12 protein-coding genes are annotated in these 18,122 nt (G+C 75.8%); 2 read left to right on the top strand and 10 right to left on the bottom strand.

Annotated elements, in window-relative coordinates; translation table 11 throughout:
* The first annotated feature begins 201 nt into the window (after window positions 1–201).
* On the top strand, window positions 202–708 hold the full coding sequence (locus ACFVSN_RS18850) for an SRPBCC family protein (RefSeq protein WP_387956199.1): 507 nt from the start codon (window positions 202–204) through the stop codon (window positions 706–708).
* Between the two features lie 47 nt (window positions 709–755).
* Here ACFVSN_RS18850 and ACFVSN_RS18845 read toward each other — a convergent pair whose 3' ends face one another.
* The 9 genes from ACFVSN_RS18845 to ACFVSN_RS18805 all read right to left on the bottom strand — a co-directional run bounded on the left by ACFVSN_RS18845 (window position 756) and on the right by ACFVSN_RS18805 (window position 14,243).
* The gene (locus ACFVSN_RS18845; RefSeq protein WP_387956198.1) at window positions 756–2,159 is read right to left on the bottom strand and encodes a hypothetical protein; all 1,404 of its coding nucleotides are present in this window, start codon (window positions 2,157–2,159) and stop codon (window positions 756–758) included.
* Window positions 2,160–2,408: 249 nt separating this feature from the next.
* A complete protein-coding gene (locus tag ACFVSN_RS18840) occupies window positions 2,409–2,738 on the bottom strand; it encodes a DUF3040 domain-containing protein (RefSeq protein ID WP_387956197.1) in 330 nt (109 codons plus the stop codon).
* A gap of 152 nt (window positions 2,739–2,890) precedes the next feature.
* Window positions 2,891–3,796: a hypothetical protein gene (locus tag ACFVSN_RS18835; RefSeq protein ID WP_387956196.1), complete on the bottom strand. Its 906-nt coding sequence runs from the start codon at window positions 3,794–3,796 to the stop codon at window positions 2,891–2,893.
* A gap of 416 nt (window positions 3,797–4,212) precedes the next feature.
* Entirely contained in the window at window positions 4,213–8,430 is a 4,218-nt protein-coding gene (locus ACFVSN_RS18830; RefSeq protein WP_387956195.1) for an SAV_2336 N-terminal domain-related protein, read from the bottom strand.
* Window positions 8,431–8,437: 7 nt separating this feature from the next.
* Window positions 8,438–9,496: an AAA family ATPase gene (locus ACFVSN_RS18825; RefSeq protein WP_380491990.1), complete on the bottom strand. Its 1,059-nt coding sequence runs from the start codon at window positions 9,494–9,496 to the stop codon at window positions 8,438–8,440.
* Window positions 9,493–11,208 carry a hypothetical protein gene (locus ACFVSN_RS18820; RefSeq protein WP_387956231.1) on the bottom strand — a complete coding sequence of 572 codons (1,716 nt, stop codon included), beginning with the start codon at window positions 11,206–11,208 and terminating at the stop codon, window positions 9,493–9,495. Before ACFVSN_RS18820 ends, ACFVSN_RS18825 begins: the two co-directional genes overlap by 4 nt.
* A 5-nt stretch (window positions 11,209–11,213) precedes the next feature.
* Window positions 11,214–12,098 (bottom strand): trypsin-like peptidase domain-containing protein, encoded by an 885-nt coding sequence (locus ACFVSN_RS18815; protein ID WP_387956194.1) that lies wholly within the window; start codon window positions 12,096–12,098, stop codon window positions 11,214–11,216.
* 32 nt (window positions 12,099–12,130) lie between these two features.
* Window positions 12,131–12,565: a CU044_2847 family protein gene (locus ACFVSN_RS18810; RefSeq protein ID WP_380442850.1), complete on the bottom strand. Its 435-nt coding sequence runs from the start codon at window positions 12,563–12,565 to the stop codon at window positions 12,131–12,133.
* Window positions 12,566–12,680: 115 nt separating this feature from the next.
* Complete coding sequence (locus ACFVSN_RS18805; protein ID WP_387956193.1) at window positions 12,681–14,243, bottom strand: MFS transporter; 1,563 nt, start codon at window positions 14,241–14,243, stop codon at window positions 12,681–12,683.
* Between the two features lie 90 nt (window positions 14,244–14,333).
* Between ACFVSN_RS18805 and ACFVSN_RS18800 the strand changes: the two genes are divergently transcribed.
* Window positions 14,334–15,062, top strand: coding sequence for a TetR/AcrR family transcriptional regulator (locus tag ACFVSN_RS18800; protein WP_387956192.1), 729 nt, complete (start codon window positions 14,334–14,336; stop codon window positions 15,060–15,062).
* Window positions 15,063–15,081: 19 nt separating this feature from the next.
* Here ACFVSN_RS18800 and ACFVSN_RS18795 read toward each other — a convergent pair whose 3' ends face one another.
* Window positions 15,082–17,997: an AAA family ATPase gene (locus ACFVSN_RS18795; RefSeq protein ID WP_387956191.1), complete on the bottom strand. Its 2,916-nt coding sequence runs from the start codon at window positions 17,995–17,997 to the stop codon at window positions 15,082–15,084.
* Window positions 17,998–18,122 lie beyond the last annotated feature (125 nt).

Raw genomic sequence — 18,122 nt, 5'->3', positions numbered from 1 at the left:
TCTGACAACCCGTCCCCGGGGCCCTCGCAGCGACGCGCGGAAGCAGTTCGAACCCCAACGGGCCCGCCCCGCAAGCCAACCGGGGACGGCGGCGGGACGGGCCGTCCGCGCGAAACCGGTTACCGATCGGTAGAGCCGCGCCGCCCGGCGGCACTATCGTGGGCGACGTCGCAATGGTGCGGCAGGGGAAGAAGGACGACGATGGTGCGGTTGGTGGACGGCCCGACGGTCGAACTGGACGTGTACGTCGCGGCGCCGTCCGCGAGGGTCTGGGCCCTGGTCAGCGACATCACCGTGCCGACCAGGTTCGGCGGGGAGCTGTACGAGGCCGAATGGCTCGACGGCGCCACCGGGCCGGCCGTCGGCGCGACCTTCGTCGGCCGCAACCGCAACGAGCTCCTGGGGCAGTGGGAGACCGTCTCGCGGATCGCCGACCACCGGCCGGAGCGGGCGTTCGGCTGGGACGTCCGCGGCTTCAAGGGCGGCTTCGACCGGCCGGTGGCCCGCTGGCGGCTCGACCTCGAACCCGAGGGCGACGGCACCCGGCTCCGGCACTCCGTCACCCTCGGCGCGGGCAGCTCGTACCTGAGCCGGGCCATCGCCGCCGAGCCCGGGCGCGAGGAGGAGATCATGGCGCTCAGGCTGGGCATGCTGCGGCAGGGCATGCGGACGACCCTGGACGGGATCAGACGCCTCGCGGAGGCGTGAGCACCCGCCGGTGAGCACCGGCCGGAGCGGAGGCCCCGGCGCCCGGGTCACAGGTACACCGGGTGCGGCCGCCCGGAGCCCGCGACGTTGTGGCGCTCCCCGTGGCTGGCGCGGGCGAAGGCGGAGACGAGACGGCCGTCGACCGCGCCCAGGGCCACGTCGTGGCGGGGAGCCGGCCCGTCCACGACACCGTGGAGGTGGGGGCTGGTCACGTACTCCTGGACGAGCCACCCCTCGGCGCCCGCGAGGCCGACGGCCGCCTCCCAGGCCGACCTCTCGGCGGTCTCCCGGCCGATCACCACACCGTGGCCGCGGGTGTCCAACGGCCGCTTGAGGACGTAGCGTTCGCGGTCCCGAACGACGGCGCGGAGGGTCGCGGCGTCGCAGTGCGCGAGGTTGCGCGACCACGGGACGGCGGGGTGGACCCGCCGGTAGTCGGCTGGATCGAAGAGGTGCGCGAAGCGCGGGTCCGAGAGCACCGCGAGGCACAGCTTGTTGTCGCCGATCAGGCGTCCGCGCAGCCCGTTCTGCACGAACAGGCCGCCCTCGCGCACGGCCTCCAGGTACGGCGCCGCGCCGTCGCCCATCCGCAGCAGGTCCTGGATGCCGACCTTGGCGAACGCGTGCCGCACCGGTTCCCCGTGCAGGGTGACGCCGTGGCGCCCGTCGGCCACGAGTTCGCGCGGGTCCGCGTGGAGGACGCGGACCCCGAGCGCCGTCAGGGCGGTGTCGTAGTCGCGGGTGTCGGCGCGGTAACTGCCGTCCGGGCAGAGCAGGGCGACGGTCTCGGGGCGGGTGCCGGTGTGCTGCTCGGCGACGCGCACCAGCCAACTCCCCGGCCAGGCGGGGTCGTCGGCGGGCAGCGGGGGCGGCAGGCTGATGCCGTGCCGGTCCAGCAGCGGCCGCCAGGCCGTGCGGCCCCGGCCGGCGCCGGGCAGGCCGCCGGGGCAGTTGGCGTTGGTCTCCAGCACCCGGAGCGTGCCGTCGGGTTGGGGCAGCAGGTCGATCCGCAGCAGGTGCACTCGCGTGTCGCGGGCGGCGGCCACGTGATCGTGCAGGGCCTGCGGAACCGTCACGACCTCGCGCAGTCCGCGGTCGTGCTCCCAGGCGGCCACGACCGTCTCGATCACCCGGTGGTACGAGGCGACGAACGCGTCCAGCTCGCGACGCAGGTGCGAACGCAGGCGCAGCGGCAGCCCCTGCGCCTGCGGCTGCGCCCGCACGATCTCGAAGACCTGGGACTCGGCCAGCTCGCGCCCCTCGGACTTCCGCGCGATCGCGACGACCTCGCGGGTGAACTCCTCGTCCAGCCCGGGCCACGTGTACCCGTCGGCGCCGGCCTCCTCCGGATCGGGCACGAAGGCAGGGGGCGGCATGACGGTGGTCGCGGTGGTCGACCTGGCGGCGGCCTGCTCGACGTCGGGGCGGCCGGGGCCGGGGATCGGGTGCATGGACGGAGGTCCTTCCGGACGGGGGTGGAGGCGTGCGGCGGCCCCTCCGGCACGATGTGGTGGGCACGCACGTGATCCCGGAGTATCCAGCCCCCCGCGAACGACTCGGCGCACCGCACCGCCCGGTTCGCCGGATCGGGTGAGGCGGCCGAACACGCGCGGGATTCGCGGCGGCCGGAACGACCCGTCGTCAGCGGCCTCCGCTCCACCCGTCGTCGGCGGGTTCCCGAGCGCTGACGCGCCGGCCCGTCAGCGCCCCCGCCGCCTGCGACGGCCGGCGACGACGCGTGCGGACAGCAGGACGAGCACCGCCGCCCACACGAGGCCGACGGCCGTGAGGTCGACGGCCGAAGGGGCCTGCAGGCTCGCGCGCAGGACGATGAACGACAGCGCCACCAACACCATCAGCGCCGTCATGGGCACCCGCCCGGCCACCCGGGCCACCCCCGGGAACCACGGCGACATCCGGGGCCTCATCGTGCTGAGCCGACGGTGCAGCCGCCCGTCCGTCGCCCGCAGCCCCGCCTCGATCTCCGCGAGCACCTGCCGCTCCTGCGCCGAGAGCGCACGCCCGTGCATCGCCGCCTCCTTCCCGCCCCCTGGACAACGGGTGGCAACGAGCCGTTTTCCCACTGCGGCGGTCTCCGACACGCCCGGAGGAGAAGCCGCGGCCGGCGCGCCGCCGCCGGGGCCCCGACTCCCGGCCCCGGCCCCGGCGGCGCCCGCAGTGATCAGCCGCCGTAGACCTGGTCGGCGGGCGGCGCGGCGATCGGGTACGCCGAACCGATCTCGCTGACCACGGTCGTCATGGCGGGCCGGACCCCGGCGGGGGCGGTGCCGGCCGGCCCGGGCTGTCCCGGCAGCACCGCGAGCTGCGCGGCGACGACGTACGGGTGGTCGGTGTCGGTGACCGCGAAGACGGCCCCGCTCTCCGCCTCGGCGAAGGTCAGACAGGCCTGGCCGTCGACGGTCACGGCGGGACCCGCGGTCACCGTGCCGACGTCGCTCAGGTCCGTCTTCGACCCGTCGCCGCCGGCATCGCACACGTCGGCGTCCAGCGGGCTCGTGGGCGCGTCCGACGTCTGCTTGACCCAGGTGCCGACCCGGTCCGCCGGCAGGTCCGGGGTCCAGTCCCGGGCGCCGGCGGCGTTGGACCTGACCCATTCGTCGGCCCCGATCAGGACGGCCTCCACCACCTCCGGCACGGCCGCCGCGCCGCCGTTCGGGGCGGGCGTCGCCGTCAGCGTGCCCGCGCAGCCGACGGGCGTGACGTGGACGTCCCAGACCCCCTCGGCGTACGAGACGGGGTTGCTGCCGATGGACGACAGCGCGTGTTCGACCGTCTTCTTCCGGTACGAGGTGACCTGGTCCGAGTTCGTCCCGGCCTCGGTGAGGATCTGCGCCGCGGTCAGCCCGCGCAGCGCGGCGGCCGTCGGGGTCGCGGCCGGGCCGCCGCGGGGCAGGACGAGGCCCTCGATGCCCGACCCGCCGGCCGGGCTCGGCGCGGCCGCGCCTCCGGCCGCCCCGGGGCCGCCGGCCGGTGCCGGGAGCGGCGTGCCGGAGCACGCCGCGAGCAGGGCCAGGACTGCGGCGCCGACCACGGCTCTGCCCAGCGCCCTGAGTGCGGTTTCCTTCATGGCGGCCATCCGTTCCCCTCAAGGTGGCGATTTTCCCGGCCGCTCCCTGCGCGTCGCCCGGAATTCCGACGGCCGCGTCCAGGAAGGCGAACCCGGAAACCTCATACGTCACGGAGCTCTTGCATGCCGGGCACAGGAATCGGTTGCGGTTCCGAACCGGCGCCGTCCGTCGGCATGAACCGACCTGCCCCAGGCCTCGGCCTGGCGGATGCGCCCTGCGGGTCGCTCACTCTGCCACTCCTCGAAAGGACGCCGGAACCCTGCGCCAAGTGTCAGGGTTCCGGCGGATGTGCGCGCCCCTCGGGAGTCATCGATATCGTTCTGATACTCGATCAGGAATTCCTCCTGACCACTTTTCTGAAGAAACGTTTCTTTGCTAGCGCCGAATGACTGCCCCCGGTCAATTTCCGAATACCTCATCCGCCGCCGGTAAAGCGCGCGATCGGGCGCAGGCGGGGATGGTCGGGGCCGAGGCACTCACGGAGGTACTCGTGGGCGCTGCCGGCCAGGCGGGCAGCCTCCTCACCGTCCCCCTTCGCCGCCAGCACCTGGGCCAGGCGCCAGCGGTTCTCTCCCAGGGCGGGGTGGGGGCGGCTCTCGCCGTGGACCCGGCGGTGCAGGACCGCCGCCTCGTCGAGTGCGGCCCCGGCCTCGTCGTGCCGCCCGAGGGCGGACAGCAGCATGCCGTACATGTCGAGCGAGGCGCCGAGGCGGTGGGGCTGCTTCTCCGCGCGTTCCCGGCGGTAGGCCAGGACCGCGTCGGCGACGGCCGCCATCTGCGCCAACTGCCGGACGCGGAGCTGCTGGTAGGTCTCCGGACTGGCCTCCCAGCGGGACTTCAGCTGGTCGAGGTACTCGCGCATGACGTCCACCAGCGTCTCACTGGCGGCCATGATCACGTCGAGCCCCTCGACGTCCTGACCGGTCCCGGCCTTGCGGATCGCCGCCGCCAGGACTTCGCAGGCCGAGAGGCTGGGGCGGCCCTGGAGGAGGGAGAGCCGGGCGCGGTCCTGACGGATCGCCACCTCCAGCACCTCCGCGCCGGCCGGCAGGTCCGAGCCGAAGCGGAGCAGCCCGGTCCAGGCGTGTTCGAGGTGGGTCTCGGCCACGTCCAGCTCACCGGCCTCCAACTCGGTGAGGCCGAGTTCGCGGTGCACCTCCGCCTCGACGAGGAGGTCGGACACGGCCGGGGTGCGGGCCGACCTGATCGTCTCGGCCGCCGCGGACAACTCGCTTCTGGACGCGTCCAGTCGGTACCGCTCCCGGTGGATGGCGGCGGCCAGTCGGCGGGCGCGGACGGTCCCGCCCCCGGGCAGCGCGAGCGCCTCCTCGACGCTTTCGAGGGCCTGGTCGAACCGGCCCGCACCGTAGAGGACGCCGGCCATCAGCACCACCGCGTACACCGACGTGCCCGGCGCTCCACGGACCAGCGTCCGGCGCTGACGCAGGTACGCCTCGGCGGCGTCGTAGTCGCCCTGGGCCGCACGGAACCTCGCCAGCCGGTAGAGGAGCTCGGCAGCGGGCTGCACCACGTCGCCCTCCAGTGCCGAGTGTTGGAGCACCGTGTGGGCGTGCGGGAGGAGAGCCGTGCAGGCGGCCCAGCCCTCGCGGGGCGTCGGGTCGGACGGGAAGCCTTCGAGTACGGCGCGGAGGGCGGTGGTCGCCCACTCCTTCCGCTCGTCGGACGTCATCCGCGCCCGGACGGCGCGCTGCAGGCCGACCGCCATGTGGAAGGACAGCGAACCGCGGCCGTCCGGAACGAGCCGCAGCAACCGCGCGGCGGACACCTGCTCCAACGCGTCGGGCGAGAGCGACGCTCCCCTCCGGTGGGAGGCGCGCAGGCCGTGGTTGACCAGTTCCACGGATATTCCGGCGAGGTCCAGGAAGGCGCAGACCGCGAGGGCGTCCAGTGCCTCGCCGCCGAGTCCGGCGAGCAGCGGACCGTAGTCGACCGGTGGTTCGGGTGCCGGCCGGGCCGGTTCCCGGCCGGCCCCGGCCCTCGGCGCCACCGCGGTGTCGGTGGCCCGGGAGAGCACGTCGGGCAGGGCGGCGAGGTCGTCCTCCGCCGCCTTCGTGGAGGCCGCGGAGCGCGGCTCGGACCGCCGTTGGTAGGCGGGGAACTGGAGGACGTGTCCGTCCAGCACGGCGCGTTCGGTGGTCACCACGCGGGAGGTGATCAGGACGCTGCCGTAGCCGTCGGGCGGCCAGCAGTCACCCAGCAGCGTGCGCGGTGACGTACCGGCCATCCAGCGCTCGTGGTCGGGGAAGTTCCTGCCGAGGTCGTCGATGACGATCAGCCAGCCCGGGTGCTCGGTCAGCCACCGGTTCCGCTCGGTCGTGACGTCGCTTCCCGGCGGCGCGCCGTGCACGGCGGCCAGGCTGTCGAGGGACCGCGCGACCGTGTCGCGACTGCGGCCGTCCACCCACCACACCATCGTGTAGTCGGCGAGGTGGAGGTGCGCGTAGGCGAGCGCCACGGAGGTCTTGCCGGTGTGCTTCGGGCCTTGCAGCACGCAGAGCGAACGGCCGGCCGGCCGGACCGTACGGCGGGCTCCCCCCGCGGAGCCGCCGGGATGCAGGATGCGCTCGACCTGGACGAGCCGGCTCTCCCAGCCCGTCACGTCGGGCAGGTCGGGTGGAAGGTTGTTCCAGGCCGGCCGGGTCGCGTCGGGAGGGGGCACGGCGGTCTCCCCGCCCGCCGGCCTGCGCCGCTGCCACCAGCGCCGTTCCGGGCGGGGTTCGTCCGCACCGTTCAGGTCGGGGAACCACGCGGCGAATTCCATCGCCGCCCCGGGGATCACCATGGGCGACGCGTCCGGTTCCCGCTTCCGGGCCCGCTTCTTCGGCGTCGCTTCCGCCTGGGGCTCCACCGCCGCCCGTGCCACCGCCGCCGCCCGCGCCACCGCCGGCAGGCTCACCGCCAGCCGTTCCGCCAGTGCCCGGTCGGCGCCGCCGAGGCCGCGGAGCACCTCCACCGCCACCTCGGCGAACGGGACGCTCTCCGCCGGCAGTCCGGCTCCGGTGCCCGAGCCGGCGTCGGCGAGCGCCGCCAGGGCGCGGAAGTCGAGCGTGCCGCCGAACGCACCCGCCACCGACTGGGAGACCCCGGCCAGCACGCGCAGGACCTGGGCGGACTCGCTGCGCGTCAGCGTGCCGAGCAGCCGCTCCCGCACGCCCGGGCGGAAGTCGTACAGCACCGTCTCCGGGTCCTCGCCGGGCCGTACCGGGGAGCGCCGTTCGAGCAGGCCGGACAGGTAGATCTCGGCGAGGTGCATGGCGGAGGAGTCGCGGAGCATCGCCGCCTGCACGTGCCGCATGACCGGCAGGCTGAGGGGCGCCGCGGCCAGGAGGCCGGCGAGTTCGTACGCCGTCGGGGAGGCCTCCCGCCGGAAGCGGGCGAGCAGGTGGGCGGGCGGTTCGTCGGCGGGCGGCGACGGGTCGGAGCCGGTCACGTGCCCGTCCAGCGGCACGGCCAGGGCCGGCGTCCAGTCCGACGCCCGTCCGGACAGCATGCGCGCCCAGGGGGCGAGCCAGTCCGCCCGCAGTTCCAGGACGCCGGCCCAGGCCGTCCCGGGGGCGCCCCACCCGTCGTCCTCGGGCGCGTGGACGACCGTCGGCCGCTCCCCCGGCCGGAGGCGGGCGCGGGCCGGGACGGGCCGTAGGGCCGTGCGGTGCCAGTGGCGGCGCGGCAGCACCTGGAGGACGGTGACCGGGGCGTGCCGGCTCCACCCGCGCATGGCCGCGGGCAGCGCGCCGCTGTGCCAGAGCGGGCCGACGCCGTCCGTGAGCAGCAGGATCACGCGGCGTCCGCGCGGGTCGGCGGTCAGGCCGAACTCCCGTCCCTGCGCGGTCGCGCCGCGCGGTGCGAGGGCGGGCGCCCCGTCGCGGTTGTGGACGGACCACACGCGTACGCGGTGGAACGCGCCGTGGCGGCGCAGCAGTGCGCCGAGGTCGTCGCCGAGGGCGGACCACACGGCCATGGTCGGGCCGCCGTCGATGACGAGGTCGACGTCGAGCCAGCGTTCGGGGGCGCCGCGCCAGACCGGGAGGAGCAGCCCGGCCTGGCCGGAGGCGGAGACGGTGGCTTCCTCGTCGAGGACGAGTTCGCGGGTGGAGCGGACGGTGCGGCGCAGCGGGCGCAGGGCGCGGGAGAGGGCGAGGGTGCCGGTGAGTGCGGGTCGGGCGGGGCTGCGCACGGTCGCGGCGGGTGCGGCGCTCGCGGCGGGCGGGCCGGGCGCGGGCGGCAGGTGGAGGGGGATCACCGGCTCGGGCTCGGCGGGTCGGGGAGTGGGCGGACCCTGCGGAACGGGTTGCGGCGTCGTACCGCTCTCGGCCGCCGCCCGGTCCACCGCGGCCCGCAGCGCCGCGCTCCACGCCGCGGTGGCCTGCTCGTCCGCGGCCGGGTCGACGGCGGGCAGCGGCGGGAGCGCCAGCCCCGGGATCGGGCGGTCCTGCGGCGCGTCCGGCGGGGCGTCCGGGCGCAGCCCGCAGGCCCGCGCGAGCCAGAGCACGTCGGCCAGGTCGCGCGGGTCGGTGCTGCCCGCCGGCTCGGCGCCGTCGGCGGTCAGGAGGCGGCCGAGCTGGCGCAGGAGCTCCGGGGGGACGCGGGTGGCGGGCACCGGGGTGGCGGGCACGGTGGGGTCAGCGCTCCTCTAGCGAGCGCAGGAGGTCGCGGTCGACCAGGCGCCGTCCGGCTTCGTCGTCCCACAGGCCGCGGGAGGCCATCAGGAGGGCGTTGAGCAGCTGGTCGTTGGCGAGGTCGGCGCCCTCCTCGTGCTGCTTGGCGAGGAAGCGGGCGATCAGCTGCTCGCGCACCGCGGCGGGGACGGCGGTCGGGCCGGCGAGGTGGGCGGCGACCATGCGGGCCAGCTTGTCGGGGCCCGGGCGGGGGATCTCCAGGCGCAGGCAGCGGCGGAGGAAGGCGGGCGGGAACTCGCGTTCCTCGTTGCTGGTGAGGACGACCAGCGGGAACTCCGTGCAGCGGACCCGGCCGCGGTGCAGCGGGGCCCAGCCCTCGTCGTCGGCGGTCATGACGCGGGCCTCCTCGTCGTCGAGGCGGCTGAGTTCGGGGATGACGAACTCGCCCTCCTCGAAGACGGTGAGCAGGTCGTTCGGCAGGTCGAGGTCGGCCTTGTCGATCTCGTCGACGAGCAGGACGCGCGGCCGGTCCCAGGGCAGCAGCGCGGTGCCGAGCGGGCCGAGCCGCAGGTAGGGGCCGATGCCGGGGGCGGGCCGGGAGCGGCCGTCGGCGTCGGCGGGGCGCAGTCCGGTGTCCTGGAGGCGGCCGATCGCGTCGTAGTGGTACTGGCCCTCCTGGAGGGTGGAGCGGCTGGTGATGGGCCAGTGCAGCACGGGGCCGAGGCGCAGCTCGTGCGCGACGCTGTGGGCGAGCGTGGACTTGCCGACTCCGGGCGGGCCGGTGACGAGCAGCGGGCGGCGCAGGTGCAGGGCCATGTTGACGAGGTGGATCTCCTTCTCGTCGGCCTGGTAGGCGGCGGCCTGGTGGGCGCGGCCGAGTTTGCGGGCGGCCACGGCCTCGGCCATCTCGGGCGGCGCGGGCAGGTCGGCGACGTCGTCCTCGCGGCGGAAGGAGCGCCAGGGCGGGGCGTCGGGGAGGTCGCGGATGCCGTCGTGCGGGGAGCCGGTGGACCTGTAGATCCACCAGTCCGGGCCGCCGGTGTCGTCCGGGGCGGTGGTCATGCGTGTGGTCCTTCCGGCGACGGAGCGGTCGAGGAGACGGGGGCGGAGACCGGGGTGGGGACGGGAACGGGGGCGCGGAACGGGGCCGGGGCGAGCCAGGCGGCGTGCCCGGGCTCGTCCCAGAGCAGGGTGAGGTGGTGGCCGAGGTCGCTCCCGTCGTCCTCCCTGGCCGCCCGGCGGCGGCGCTGGACGTGGGTGGCCAGGGCGGGCAGCTGGGTGGCGGACAGCTCGGCCAACAGCATGTTGATCTCGGCCGGGCTGCCGGTGTCGTCGCGCCGCCAGATCATGACCGGGATGCCCTCGCGCACGGCGTCCTTGACGGCCTGGTGTCCGACCCCGCGCCGCTTCGGGTGGTAGGCGTACGGGAAGGACAGCGCGAGGATCGCGGTCTGCGGCCGGCTGTCCAGCCAGCGCCGGACGTCGCCCTTGGTGTCGCCGAGGTGCAGGGCGCGCCCGGTGAGCTCGGCGTCGATCGGGGCGGTGCCGTCCGGGTGGACGATCCAGCCGGGCAGGTCGGCGACGGTGCCGGGGCCGCTGCTCTCCACCGTGGCCTCCAGGGCCCGCCACTTGTTCTTCCACGCGGTGTGCCAGAACGCGGACCTGATCCGGTCCAGCGAGCGCACCACGACCGGGAAGTGCATGCCGACGCGGTAGCCGTCCTCGTCCATCGGCCAGAGTTCGGCGGGGTGGCCGAGCAGGGACCAGGGCAGCAGGAACTCCACCCGTAGGCCGTCGGCGTTCGCCGCCGCGGCGGCCAGGTCGCCCCAGGTGGTCAGGTGCCGGCTGCCGTGCTGCTCCAGCGCGGAGCGGGGCAGGGGTTCGTCGCCCGCCCGTTTGGAGATCAGGCGCCAGGGCTGCTCGTCGGTGCTGTAGAGGGCGGCCTCGAACTCGTAGACGGGCTCGGTGTCGGAGCCGACCGGCGAGACGTCGTCCAAGGTGATCTGCAGGACCAGCGGGTGGTGCTGGGCGGGGCCCGCCGCCTCCCGGTTCTGCCGCGTCGGGGCGGCCAAGTCGCCTTCGGTCAGGCCGAGTTCATGGGCGTGGCGCTTGACGAGGTCGGTCAGCAGGACGGCCTCCGGCCCGGGGCACGCCGCGGCGAGGCGGACGAGGAAGCGCAGCAGCAGCGGGGGGCCGTCGTCCAGCCGGGCCTGGTTGAGGCGGCTCACCGCCTCCGGCAGGCCGTCCTGCGGCCGGACCGGGTGGGTCTCGCCGGGCTCGCACGCCGACTCCACGAGGTGCAGGACCCGGGCCGGCCTCGGCCGGGGGTTCAGCGAGCGCAGCGTCCACAGGAGGACGAGCTGCGCCTGCGGGTCCAGCAGTCTGGGCTTGACGACGGCGTCGACGGCGGCGTCCAGCCATCCGACGGCGGCGGTGCCGGGGCGCAAGGTCCGCAGGGACTCGGCGAGTTCGCTGAGCGCGTGGAACGGTTCGTGCCACTGGCGGCAGGCGCGGACCAGTTGCAGGAGGTGGTCCCGCGCCTGCGGGCCGTCCGGTACGACGAACGGCGCGGACGGCCCGAGCCGGTCCCGCAGGTCGGCCAGGAGCAGGTGGCGGCTCTCCGGCTGGTCGAGGTCGGGCACCTCGCACAGGAACGCGTGGAGCACGGCGTCCGTCTTGGCCGACCACGGCGTCCGGCCGCCCGGCCCGCCCGGCGCCGGAGGGGCTCCCGGCGGGCTGTGGTGGCCGCCCAGTTTGGCGAGCCGGTGGAGCATTTCCCTCACGGACCGCCCTCCGGGTCGCTCGTCAGGGTACGCAGCTCGTCGACGGCGGCGTCGCCGAGGCGCAGGAGCTCCAGCGCGTCCGTCACGGCGGCCAGCGCCGCGGCCGGGTCGCGGTGCCGCAGGCAGGCCTGCACCAGCTCCAGCAGGTGGTCGGTGGTGTGCGGGCGGTGGGCGACGTGCAGCGGGCCGGCGGCCAGGCCCTCCTCCGCCGTCCGCACGACGAGGAGGCGGAAGTCCGGGTCGTCCATGCCGCGGACGCGGAGCAGGACGGGCAGCAGGGCGCGCGCAGTGGGCAGCGGACGTTCCGCCACCCGTCCCGCGAGCCGCGCGTGCAGCGGATCGTCCGCGGGCAGCACGTCGGCCAGCGCCGACAGCGGCGTGAACCAGCCGCCGCGCACGCCGTCGAAGTCCCGGCTGCCCTTGAGCACGCCGCAGACGGCGCCGGAGTCCAGCCGGATCACCATGCCGCCGCTGAACCCGTCCCGGACCTCGTCCCCCGTCAGCCGCACGTACCCGGCCGCCGGTCCGGCGACGGTGAGCAGCAGCGAGTCCCCGTGGACCCCGGGCGTCGGGGTGTACGGGGTGAAGCCGGCCACGAGGACGGCCGTGCCCGGGGGCGGGATGTCGGTGTCGAGGACGAGCGGTGACGGCGACTCGAAGGGCGCGGCGAGCGTGAGCAGGGCGAGGTCCGGAAAGGCGTGGAAGCGCCCCTCCCCCGGATCGGCCGGGAACCGCCGAGCCGGGCGGACCACCGGCGCCCGCCCGAACCACCCGTCCGCGGCCGGCTCGTCCACGGCCCGGCGCGCCACGTGCGCGGCCGTCAGCACCAGCCCTGGCGCCACCAGGAACCCGCTGCCCAGGAACGCCGCCCTGTCCCTCACCCCGACCGCGGCACCGCGCGCGGCCGGCCCGGTCACCGCTCGTCGCCGCCCTGCGGCACGAACCCGGCCCCGCGGCCGGCCCGCGCCGCCGCGACCCGGGCGGTGTCCCAGCTCATCCGGACGGTGAACGACGCCTCGCCGCCGGCCTCGGCCAGCACCCCGATCACGGCGCCGGACTTGACCGCGAGCTTGAGCCCGAACTCGACCTCCAGCGTGTCCGGAACGGCCGCCCCGGTCCCGCCGATGCTGTCCGCGGCCCACCGCCCGACGCTCTTCACCACCTCGCGCACCGCGTCCAGCCGCTGCGGCAGCTCGGCGAGCGCCTTGGCGGCGGTGTCCCGCACCCCGGCGTCCCCGCCGGCCTCGGCCCGGTCCAGCACCGTCACCTCGGCGTGGACGTACGCGCCCTCGCCGAGATCCACCGTGATGACGTCCCCCATCGACAGACTCCCCTCCGTCCGGTTCAACGACAGAACTATAGGACGATCAGCCGATGGTGACTGCTGATCAGCAGACCTCGGGAGCCACCCGGACGTCCGCCGGGCCGAGCGGGGACGGTGAACCCGCCTTAGTCGCGGGCGGTCACAGCGCCGGGCGGGCCAGTGCGTCCGGTGCCGTGCGGCCGGCCGCCGGCGACGGAGCGGTCAGCGGTCCGCCGGGCAGGGCGAGTGCGGCCAGGACGCCGAGCAGGCAGACCGCCGCGGCCACGACGCCGGCCACGTGGAAGCCGGTCATGAACGAGTGCCGGACGGCGTCGAGCAGGCTCCGCTGCGACGCCGCGGGCGCCTGGGCGGCGATCCGGAGTGCGGCGCCGACCGACTGCCGGGCGGCGGCAGCCGTCGCCGGTGGCAGGGCGCCGAAGGACGTGGTCGCGAGGTGGTGCGCGTAGAGCGAGGTGAAGACGCTGCCCAGGACGGCGACGCCCAGGGTGCCGCCGGCCTCGCGGGTGGCGTCGTTGACGGCCGAGCCGACTCCGGCCTTGGCCGGGGGCAGGACGCTGAGGATCGACTCGGTGGCCGGTGCCGTGGTCAGGCCGAGCCCGAAGCCCATGAGCACCATCTGCCCGACGACGCTCGTGTACGAGCTGAACGTCGGCGAGGCGGCGATCCACCCGAACGACGACGCCAGCAGCAGGAGCCCGGCCGTCACGACGGCGCGGGTGCCGGCGCGGGTGGCGAGGGCGACGCCGCCGACCGAGCCCAGGGCGAGGGTCGCGGCGACGGGCAGGATCCGCACGCCGGTCGACAGGGTGCCGTACCCGCGGACGAACTGGAAGTACTGCGTGACCAGGAAGATGAATCCGAAGAGCGCGAAGAACGCGACGGTGACGCAGCCGCTGGCGGCGGCGAACGCGGGCGTGCGGAACAGGGTCACGTCGATCATGGGCCTGGGGCGGGCGCGCTCGACCACGACGAAGGCCGCGGCCAGGGCGGCCGCGACGGCGAACCCGGCGATCGTCGCGGGGGCCGTCCAGCCGCGCACCGGCGCCTCGATGACCGTGTAGACCAGGGTGCCGATCGCGCCGGAGGACAGCACGAGACCGGCGGGGTCGAGCCGGGCCTCCGCCGGGGCGCTGGACTCGGGCACCCAGACCCACGCGGCCGCGAGGGCGACCAGGGCGACGGGGACGAGGGCCAGGAACACGGACGGCCAGGCGAAGTGCGCGAGCAGCAGCCCGCCGCAGACCGGGCCGACGGCCACGCCGAGGCCGGTGACCGCGCCCCACAGGCCGACGGCCTTCGCGCGCTCGCGCCGGTCCGGGAAGGTGTTGGTGATCACCGACAGCGTGGTCGGGAAGATGACCGCGGCGCTCGCGCCCATCAGCACGCGCAGGGCGATCAGCACGCCGGGGCCGCCGGCCATCGCGCCCAGCGCGCTCGCGAGCCCGAAGGAGGCGAGGCCGAGGAGCAGGGCGGGCCTGCGCCCGAAGCGGTCGCCGAGGGAGCCGGCGGTCAGGACGAGCGCGGCGAAGGCCAGGTTGTAGCCGTCCACGATCCACTGCAGGTCGCGCGTGGTGGCGTGCAGCTGGCGGCTGAGGTCCGGCAGGGCGACGTTGACGATCGTCGTGTCGAGGTTGATCGCGAAGGCGGCCAGGCAGACGGCGAAGAGGACGGCGCCGCGACGGCGGGGAACCGTGAGGGACATGGGGTGCCTCCGTACTGCCGGAGCAGCATGTTGACAGTGGGCACATTTGCGACGATTCCACTCAAAGTGGACAATGTCAACATGGAATCCGTGGAGACCGCCACAGGCACCGCCGAGCCCGCGCCCCGCCGGGGCTACCACCACGGCGGACTGCGGGAGGCCCTGATCGAGGCCGGGGTCGCGCTGGCCCGCACCGGAGGGCCGGACGCCGTGGTGCTGAGGGCGGCGAGCCGGGCCGCCGGCGTGTCCCACAACGCCGCCTACCGACACTTCGCCGACCACGAGGACCTCATCGCGGCCGTCGGCGAGCGCTGCATGCACCATCTCGGCCGGCTCATGCTGGAGCGCGCGGCCCGGGCGACCGCACCGGACCCGGCCACCCGGGCCGCCGACCGGCTGGAGGCCATCGGCCGCGCCTACGTCGACTTCGCCCTGACCGAACCCGGCTGGTTCCGCACCGCGTTCTCCGGAGCCTCACCGGGCGGCAAGCGGCTCTGCGTGACCGAGCCGGAACCGCCGACCGCCGAATCCACCGAAGTCGCCGAAGCCGCAGACCGAGACGTCCGAGCCGACCCGGGGACGGATCCCTACCTGATCCTGGGCGCAGCACTCGACGACCTGGTCGAGGCCGGGGCGATGCCCGCCGGGCACCGCCCCGGTGCCCAGTACGCCGCGTGGTCCGCGGTCCACGGCCTCAGCGCACTCCTGGTCGACGGACCGCTGCGCACGCTGCCGCCCGCGGAGGTCGAGTCCGCCACGGACGCCGTCCTGGCGGTCGTCGGACGCGGCCTGGTGACGCCACCGCCCCCGGCGGGCTGACGGCCGGACAGGTTCGGCCTCACCCGGCCGCGTTGGTCCCGTCGGCCTCCGGCAGCCGGCTCAGCGCGTCGCGCAGCGCGGCCCTCGTCGTGATGCCCAGTTTGGGGAAGACGCGGTAGAGGTGCGAACTGACGGTGCGCGGGGACAGCCGGGTCCGCTCGCCGATCTCCTTGTTCGTGAGCCCGCTCGCGGCGAGGTCGGCGATCCGGCGCTCCTGCCAGGTCAGGGCCGCGGGTTCCGGGGTCGCCGGGCCCGAGGGCAGGCCGGCTTCGCGCAGCTCGGCGCGGGCCCGGTTCTCCCACGCCGTCGCGCCGAGCCGGTCGAACTCCTCGGCGGCCAGCAGCAGCGGGGCCTGCCGGGCCGCCCGGGGCGCCTTCAGCTGCCGCAGCCTGATGCCGTGCGCCAGGCGGATCCGCGCCAGTTCGAAGGGGAAGTCCTGAGCCTCGGGGTACGCCTCGACGCGCGCGTACGTCCGCGCGGCCTCCGTCAGGTCGTCCGCGGTCATCGCGAGCGCGCCGTAGGCGGACAGGGCCAGCCGCGGGGACGCCTCCGGCAGGCCCGCGTCGCACGCCGCGAGCGCGTGCCGGCGCGCCTGCTCGCGGCGGCCGCTGTACAGCGCGGCCTCGGCCAGTTCGAGCAGCGCCCGCGGGGCGATCTGGTGGGCGTGGCGGTCGAAGCTGCCCGGCGGCGTCATGCCGATGGCGTACAGGTAGGCCGCCTCGAAGTCGCCTTCGGTGAGCGCCGCTCCGGTGGCGATCGCCTCGGTGATCTGGGTGAGCAGGCCGACGCCGCGCGGCCGCGCCCAGGCGTCCACGGCGGACTGCAGCTCGCGCGCCTCGTCGAGCCGCCCCTGCCGGGCGGCGAGCTGCCCGAGGCAGGCGCGGGCGTGGTAGGCGAGCAGGACGTGACCGTGCGCGGTGGCCAGGTCCAGCGCCCGCTGCGCCAGCCGGCGCGCCTCGTCCCACTCGCCGGAGTACATCCGGTCCAGCATCAGCATCCGCAGCAGGACCATGACGCTCGACACGGCGCCGGCCTCCTGCTCGCGCTCGACCGCGCCCCGCAGCTGGGTGCGGTACTGGTTCAGGACGTCGACGTGGGACGCGCAGACCCCCAGCCGCGCCAGGTCCCAGGGGGCCAGGTTCGCCGGATCGGCGAACGCCTGCTCCAGGCGCGCCCGCAGGCCGACCCCACTGCGGGCCACGGCGCTCGCGTCGTGGTACATCGCCGTCAGGGGGTGGACCAGGTCGCCGAGGGCGTCGAGGATGCGGTCCGTCCGCTGCCACAGGGCGGGGTCGCCCGCGTAGTGGGCCATCGTCACCAGGGCGTCCGCCGCGCGGGCCAGGGTCTCGTCACGGGTCAGCGTCTCGTTGCGGGTCAGGGTCTCGTTTCGGCTCAGGGTCTCGTTTCGGCTCAGGGTCTCGTTTCGGCTCAGGGTCTCGTCACCGGTCCGCGCCGCCCCGTCCGCCCGGCGCTCGACCGCCGCCGCGAGCCGCTGGAAGGCGGGCCGGACCGCCCCGGACTGGACGAAGTCGGCGTGGGCGGAGGTGAGCACGGCGGCCAGCGGCTCGGCCGCGCCGGGTTCCGGCTCCGAGCGGTGGAGCAGCCGCTGGGCCTCGTCCAGCAGCGCCGCCTGACCGGCGGTGTAGGCGGCGTCGCCGAGCCGCCGGGAGCGCTGCGCGGGGTCCTCGCTCAGCTCGGCCGCGCGGGTCAGCCAGCTGACGGCGGCCGCCGCGCCGCCGCGCCGGGTCGCGGAGCCGGCCGCCGCTTCCAGCGCCGCCGCCACGGACTCGTCGGGGTCGACGGCCGCCGCGGCCAGGTGGCCGGCGTACCGCTCGACGTCCGCCCGGTGCACCCGGGCCAGTTCGGCGTGCGCGGCGCGGCACTGCTCGGGCGTCGCCAGCTGGACGACGGCGGAACGCACCAGCGGGTGGCGGAAGACGAAGTCGCCGCCGGCCGCGTCGACGTCGAGCAGACCGGAGGCGGCGGCCTCCTCGACGCCGCGCATCCGGTACCGCGTGCCGTGGTCGCCGCCGCGCTGCCGGCCGGCGGTGCCGTCGAGGGCGCCCCGCAGCAGTTCGGCACGGGTGCCGGGCTCCAGGCGCTCGATCCGTGCGGCGTAGAGGAGTTGGAGGCGCCGGGGCAGCGGGAGACCGGCGCCGCCCGGCAGACCGCCGCCGGGGTGCGGCGCGGCCGGGCCGGGCGGGAGCTCGTACAGCGCCAGCGGGTTGCCCTGGGCGTGGTCGAGGACGGTGCGGCGGGCGCGCGCGTCGAGCCGTGGACGGTGCAGCTCCAGGAGGCGCTCGGCGGCCTCGTCGGACAGCGGCGCCACCGGCAGTTCCGGGAGGCGGGCGTCGTCGAAGCGGGAACGCTCGTCGGCCCGCAGGGCGATCAGCATCTTCACCGGGCCGGCCGCCAGCCGGCGGGCGACGAAGCCGCACACCTCGGCGCTGGCGTCGTCCAGCCAGTGCCCGTCGTCGATCAGCAGCATCAGTGGCCGTTCGGCGCTGGCCGGGGACAGCAGGTCGAGCACGGCGATGCCGAGGGCCATGACGGACGGCGGCTCGCCCGTGCCGTGCCCGAACACGACGTCGAGGAGCGCCCGTTGCCGCGCGCCGAGGCGGGCGGTGCGGTCCAGCACGGGGTAGAGGCACTGGTGCAGCCCGGCGAACGGCAGCTCGGACTCCGCCTCGACCCCCGTGACCCGGATCAGTGCGTGCCCTTCCCGGCCGGCCAGCCCGGCCGCGTGGCCGACCAGGGCGCTCTTGCCCACGCCCGCCTCGCCCCGCAGCACCAGGGCCCGGCCCTCGGGCGCGGTCACGAACGAGGCCAGCACGGCCAGTTCGCGCTCCCGGCCGATCAGGGGCACGCCCGAGGGGTCGGGGGCGCCGGGCCAGGGCCGGATGCCGTCGATGCGGAGCCTGCCATCTGCGGCCACGTCCCGTCCTTTACCACTGATCGGCGCTTGAAGTGCCTCCGGCTGTCACACCGATGCAGCAATTTACACGTCCATTGCCATCCGATCATCGTGCTACTGCCTGGGCCCGGGCGCGCCGCGCCGCG

Source organism: Kitasatospora sp. NPDC057904 (assembly GCF_042887925.1).
Classification (GTDB): Bacteria; Actinomycetota; Actinomycetes; order Streptomycetales; family Streptomycetaceae; genus Kitasatospora.
This window is presented reverse-complemented; position numbering and strand designations above follow the sequence as displayed.

Bases quoted from the DNA above. Each gene is read 5' to 3' on its own strand.
- ACFVSN_RS18835 (WP_387956196.1), bottom strand. From the start codon at position 3,796: ATGAAGGAAACCGCACTCAGGGCGCTGGGCAGAGCCGTGGTCGGCGCC.
- ACFVSN_RS18845 (WP_387956198.1), bottom strand. From the start codon at position 2,159: ATGCACCCGATCCCCGGCCCCGGCCGCCCCGACGTCGAGCAGGCCGCC.
- ACFVSN_RS18820 (WP_387956231.1), bottom strand. From the start codon at position 11,208: ATGCTCCACCGGCTCGCCAAACTGGGCGGCCACCACAGCCCGCCGGGA.
- ACFVSN_RS18840 (WP_387956197.1), bottom strand. From the start codon at position 2,738: ATGCACGGGCGTGCGCTCTCGGCGCAGGAGCGGCAGGTGCTCGCGGAG.
- ACFVSN_RS18825 (WP_380491990.1), bottom strand. From the start codon at position 9,496: ATGACCACCGCCCCGGACGACACCGGCGGCCCGGACTGGTGGATCTAC.
- ACFVSN_RS18850 (WP_387956199.1), top strand. From the start codon at position 202: ATGGTGCGGTTGGTGGACGGCCCGACGGTCGAACTGGACGTGTACGTC.
- ACFVSN_RS18805 (WP_387956193.1), bottom strand. From the start codon at position 14,243: ATGTCCCTCACGGTTCCCCGCCGTCGCGGCGCCGTCCTCTTCGCCGTC.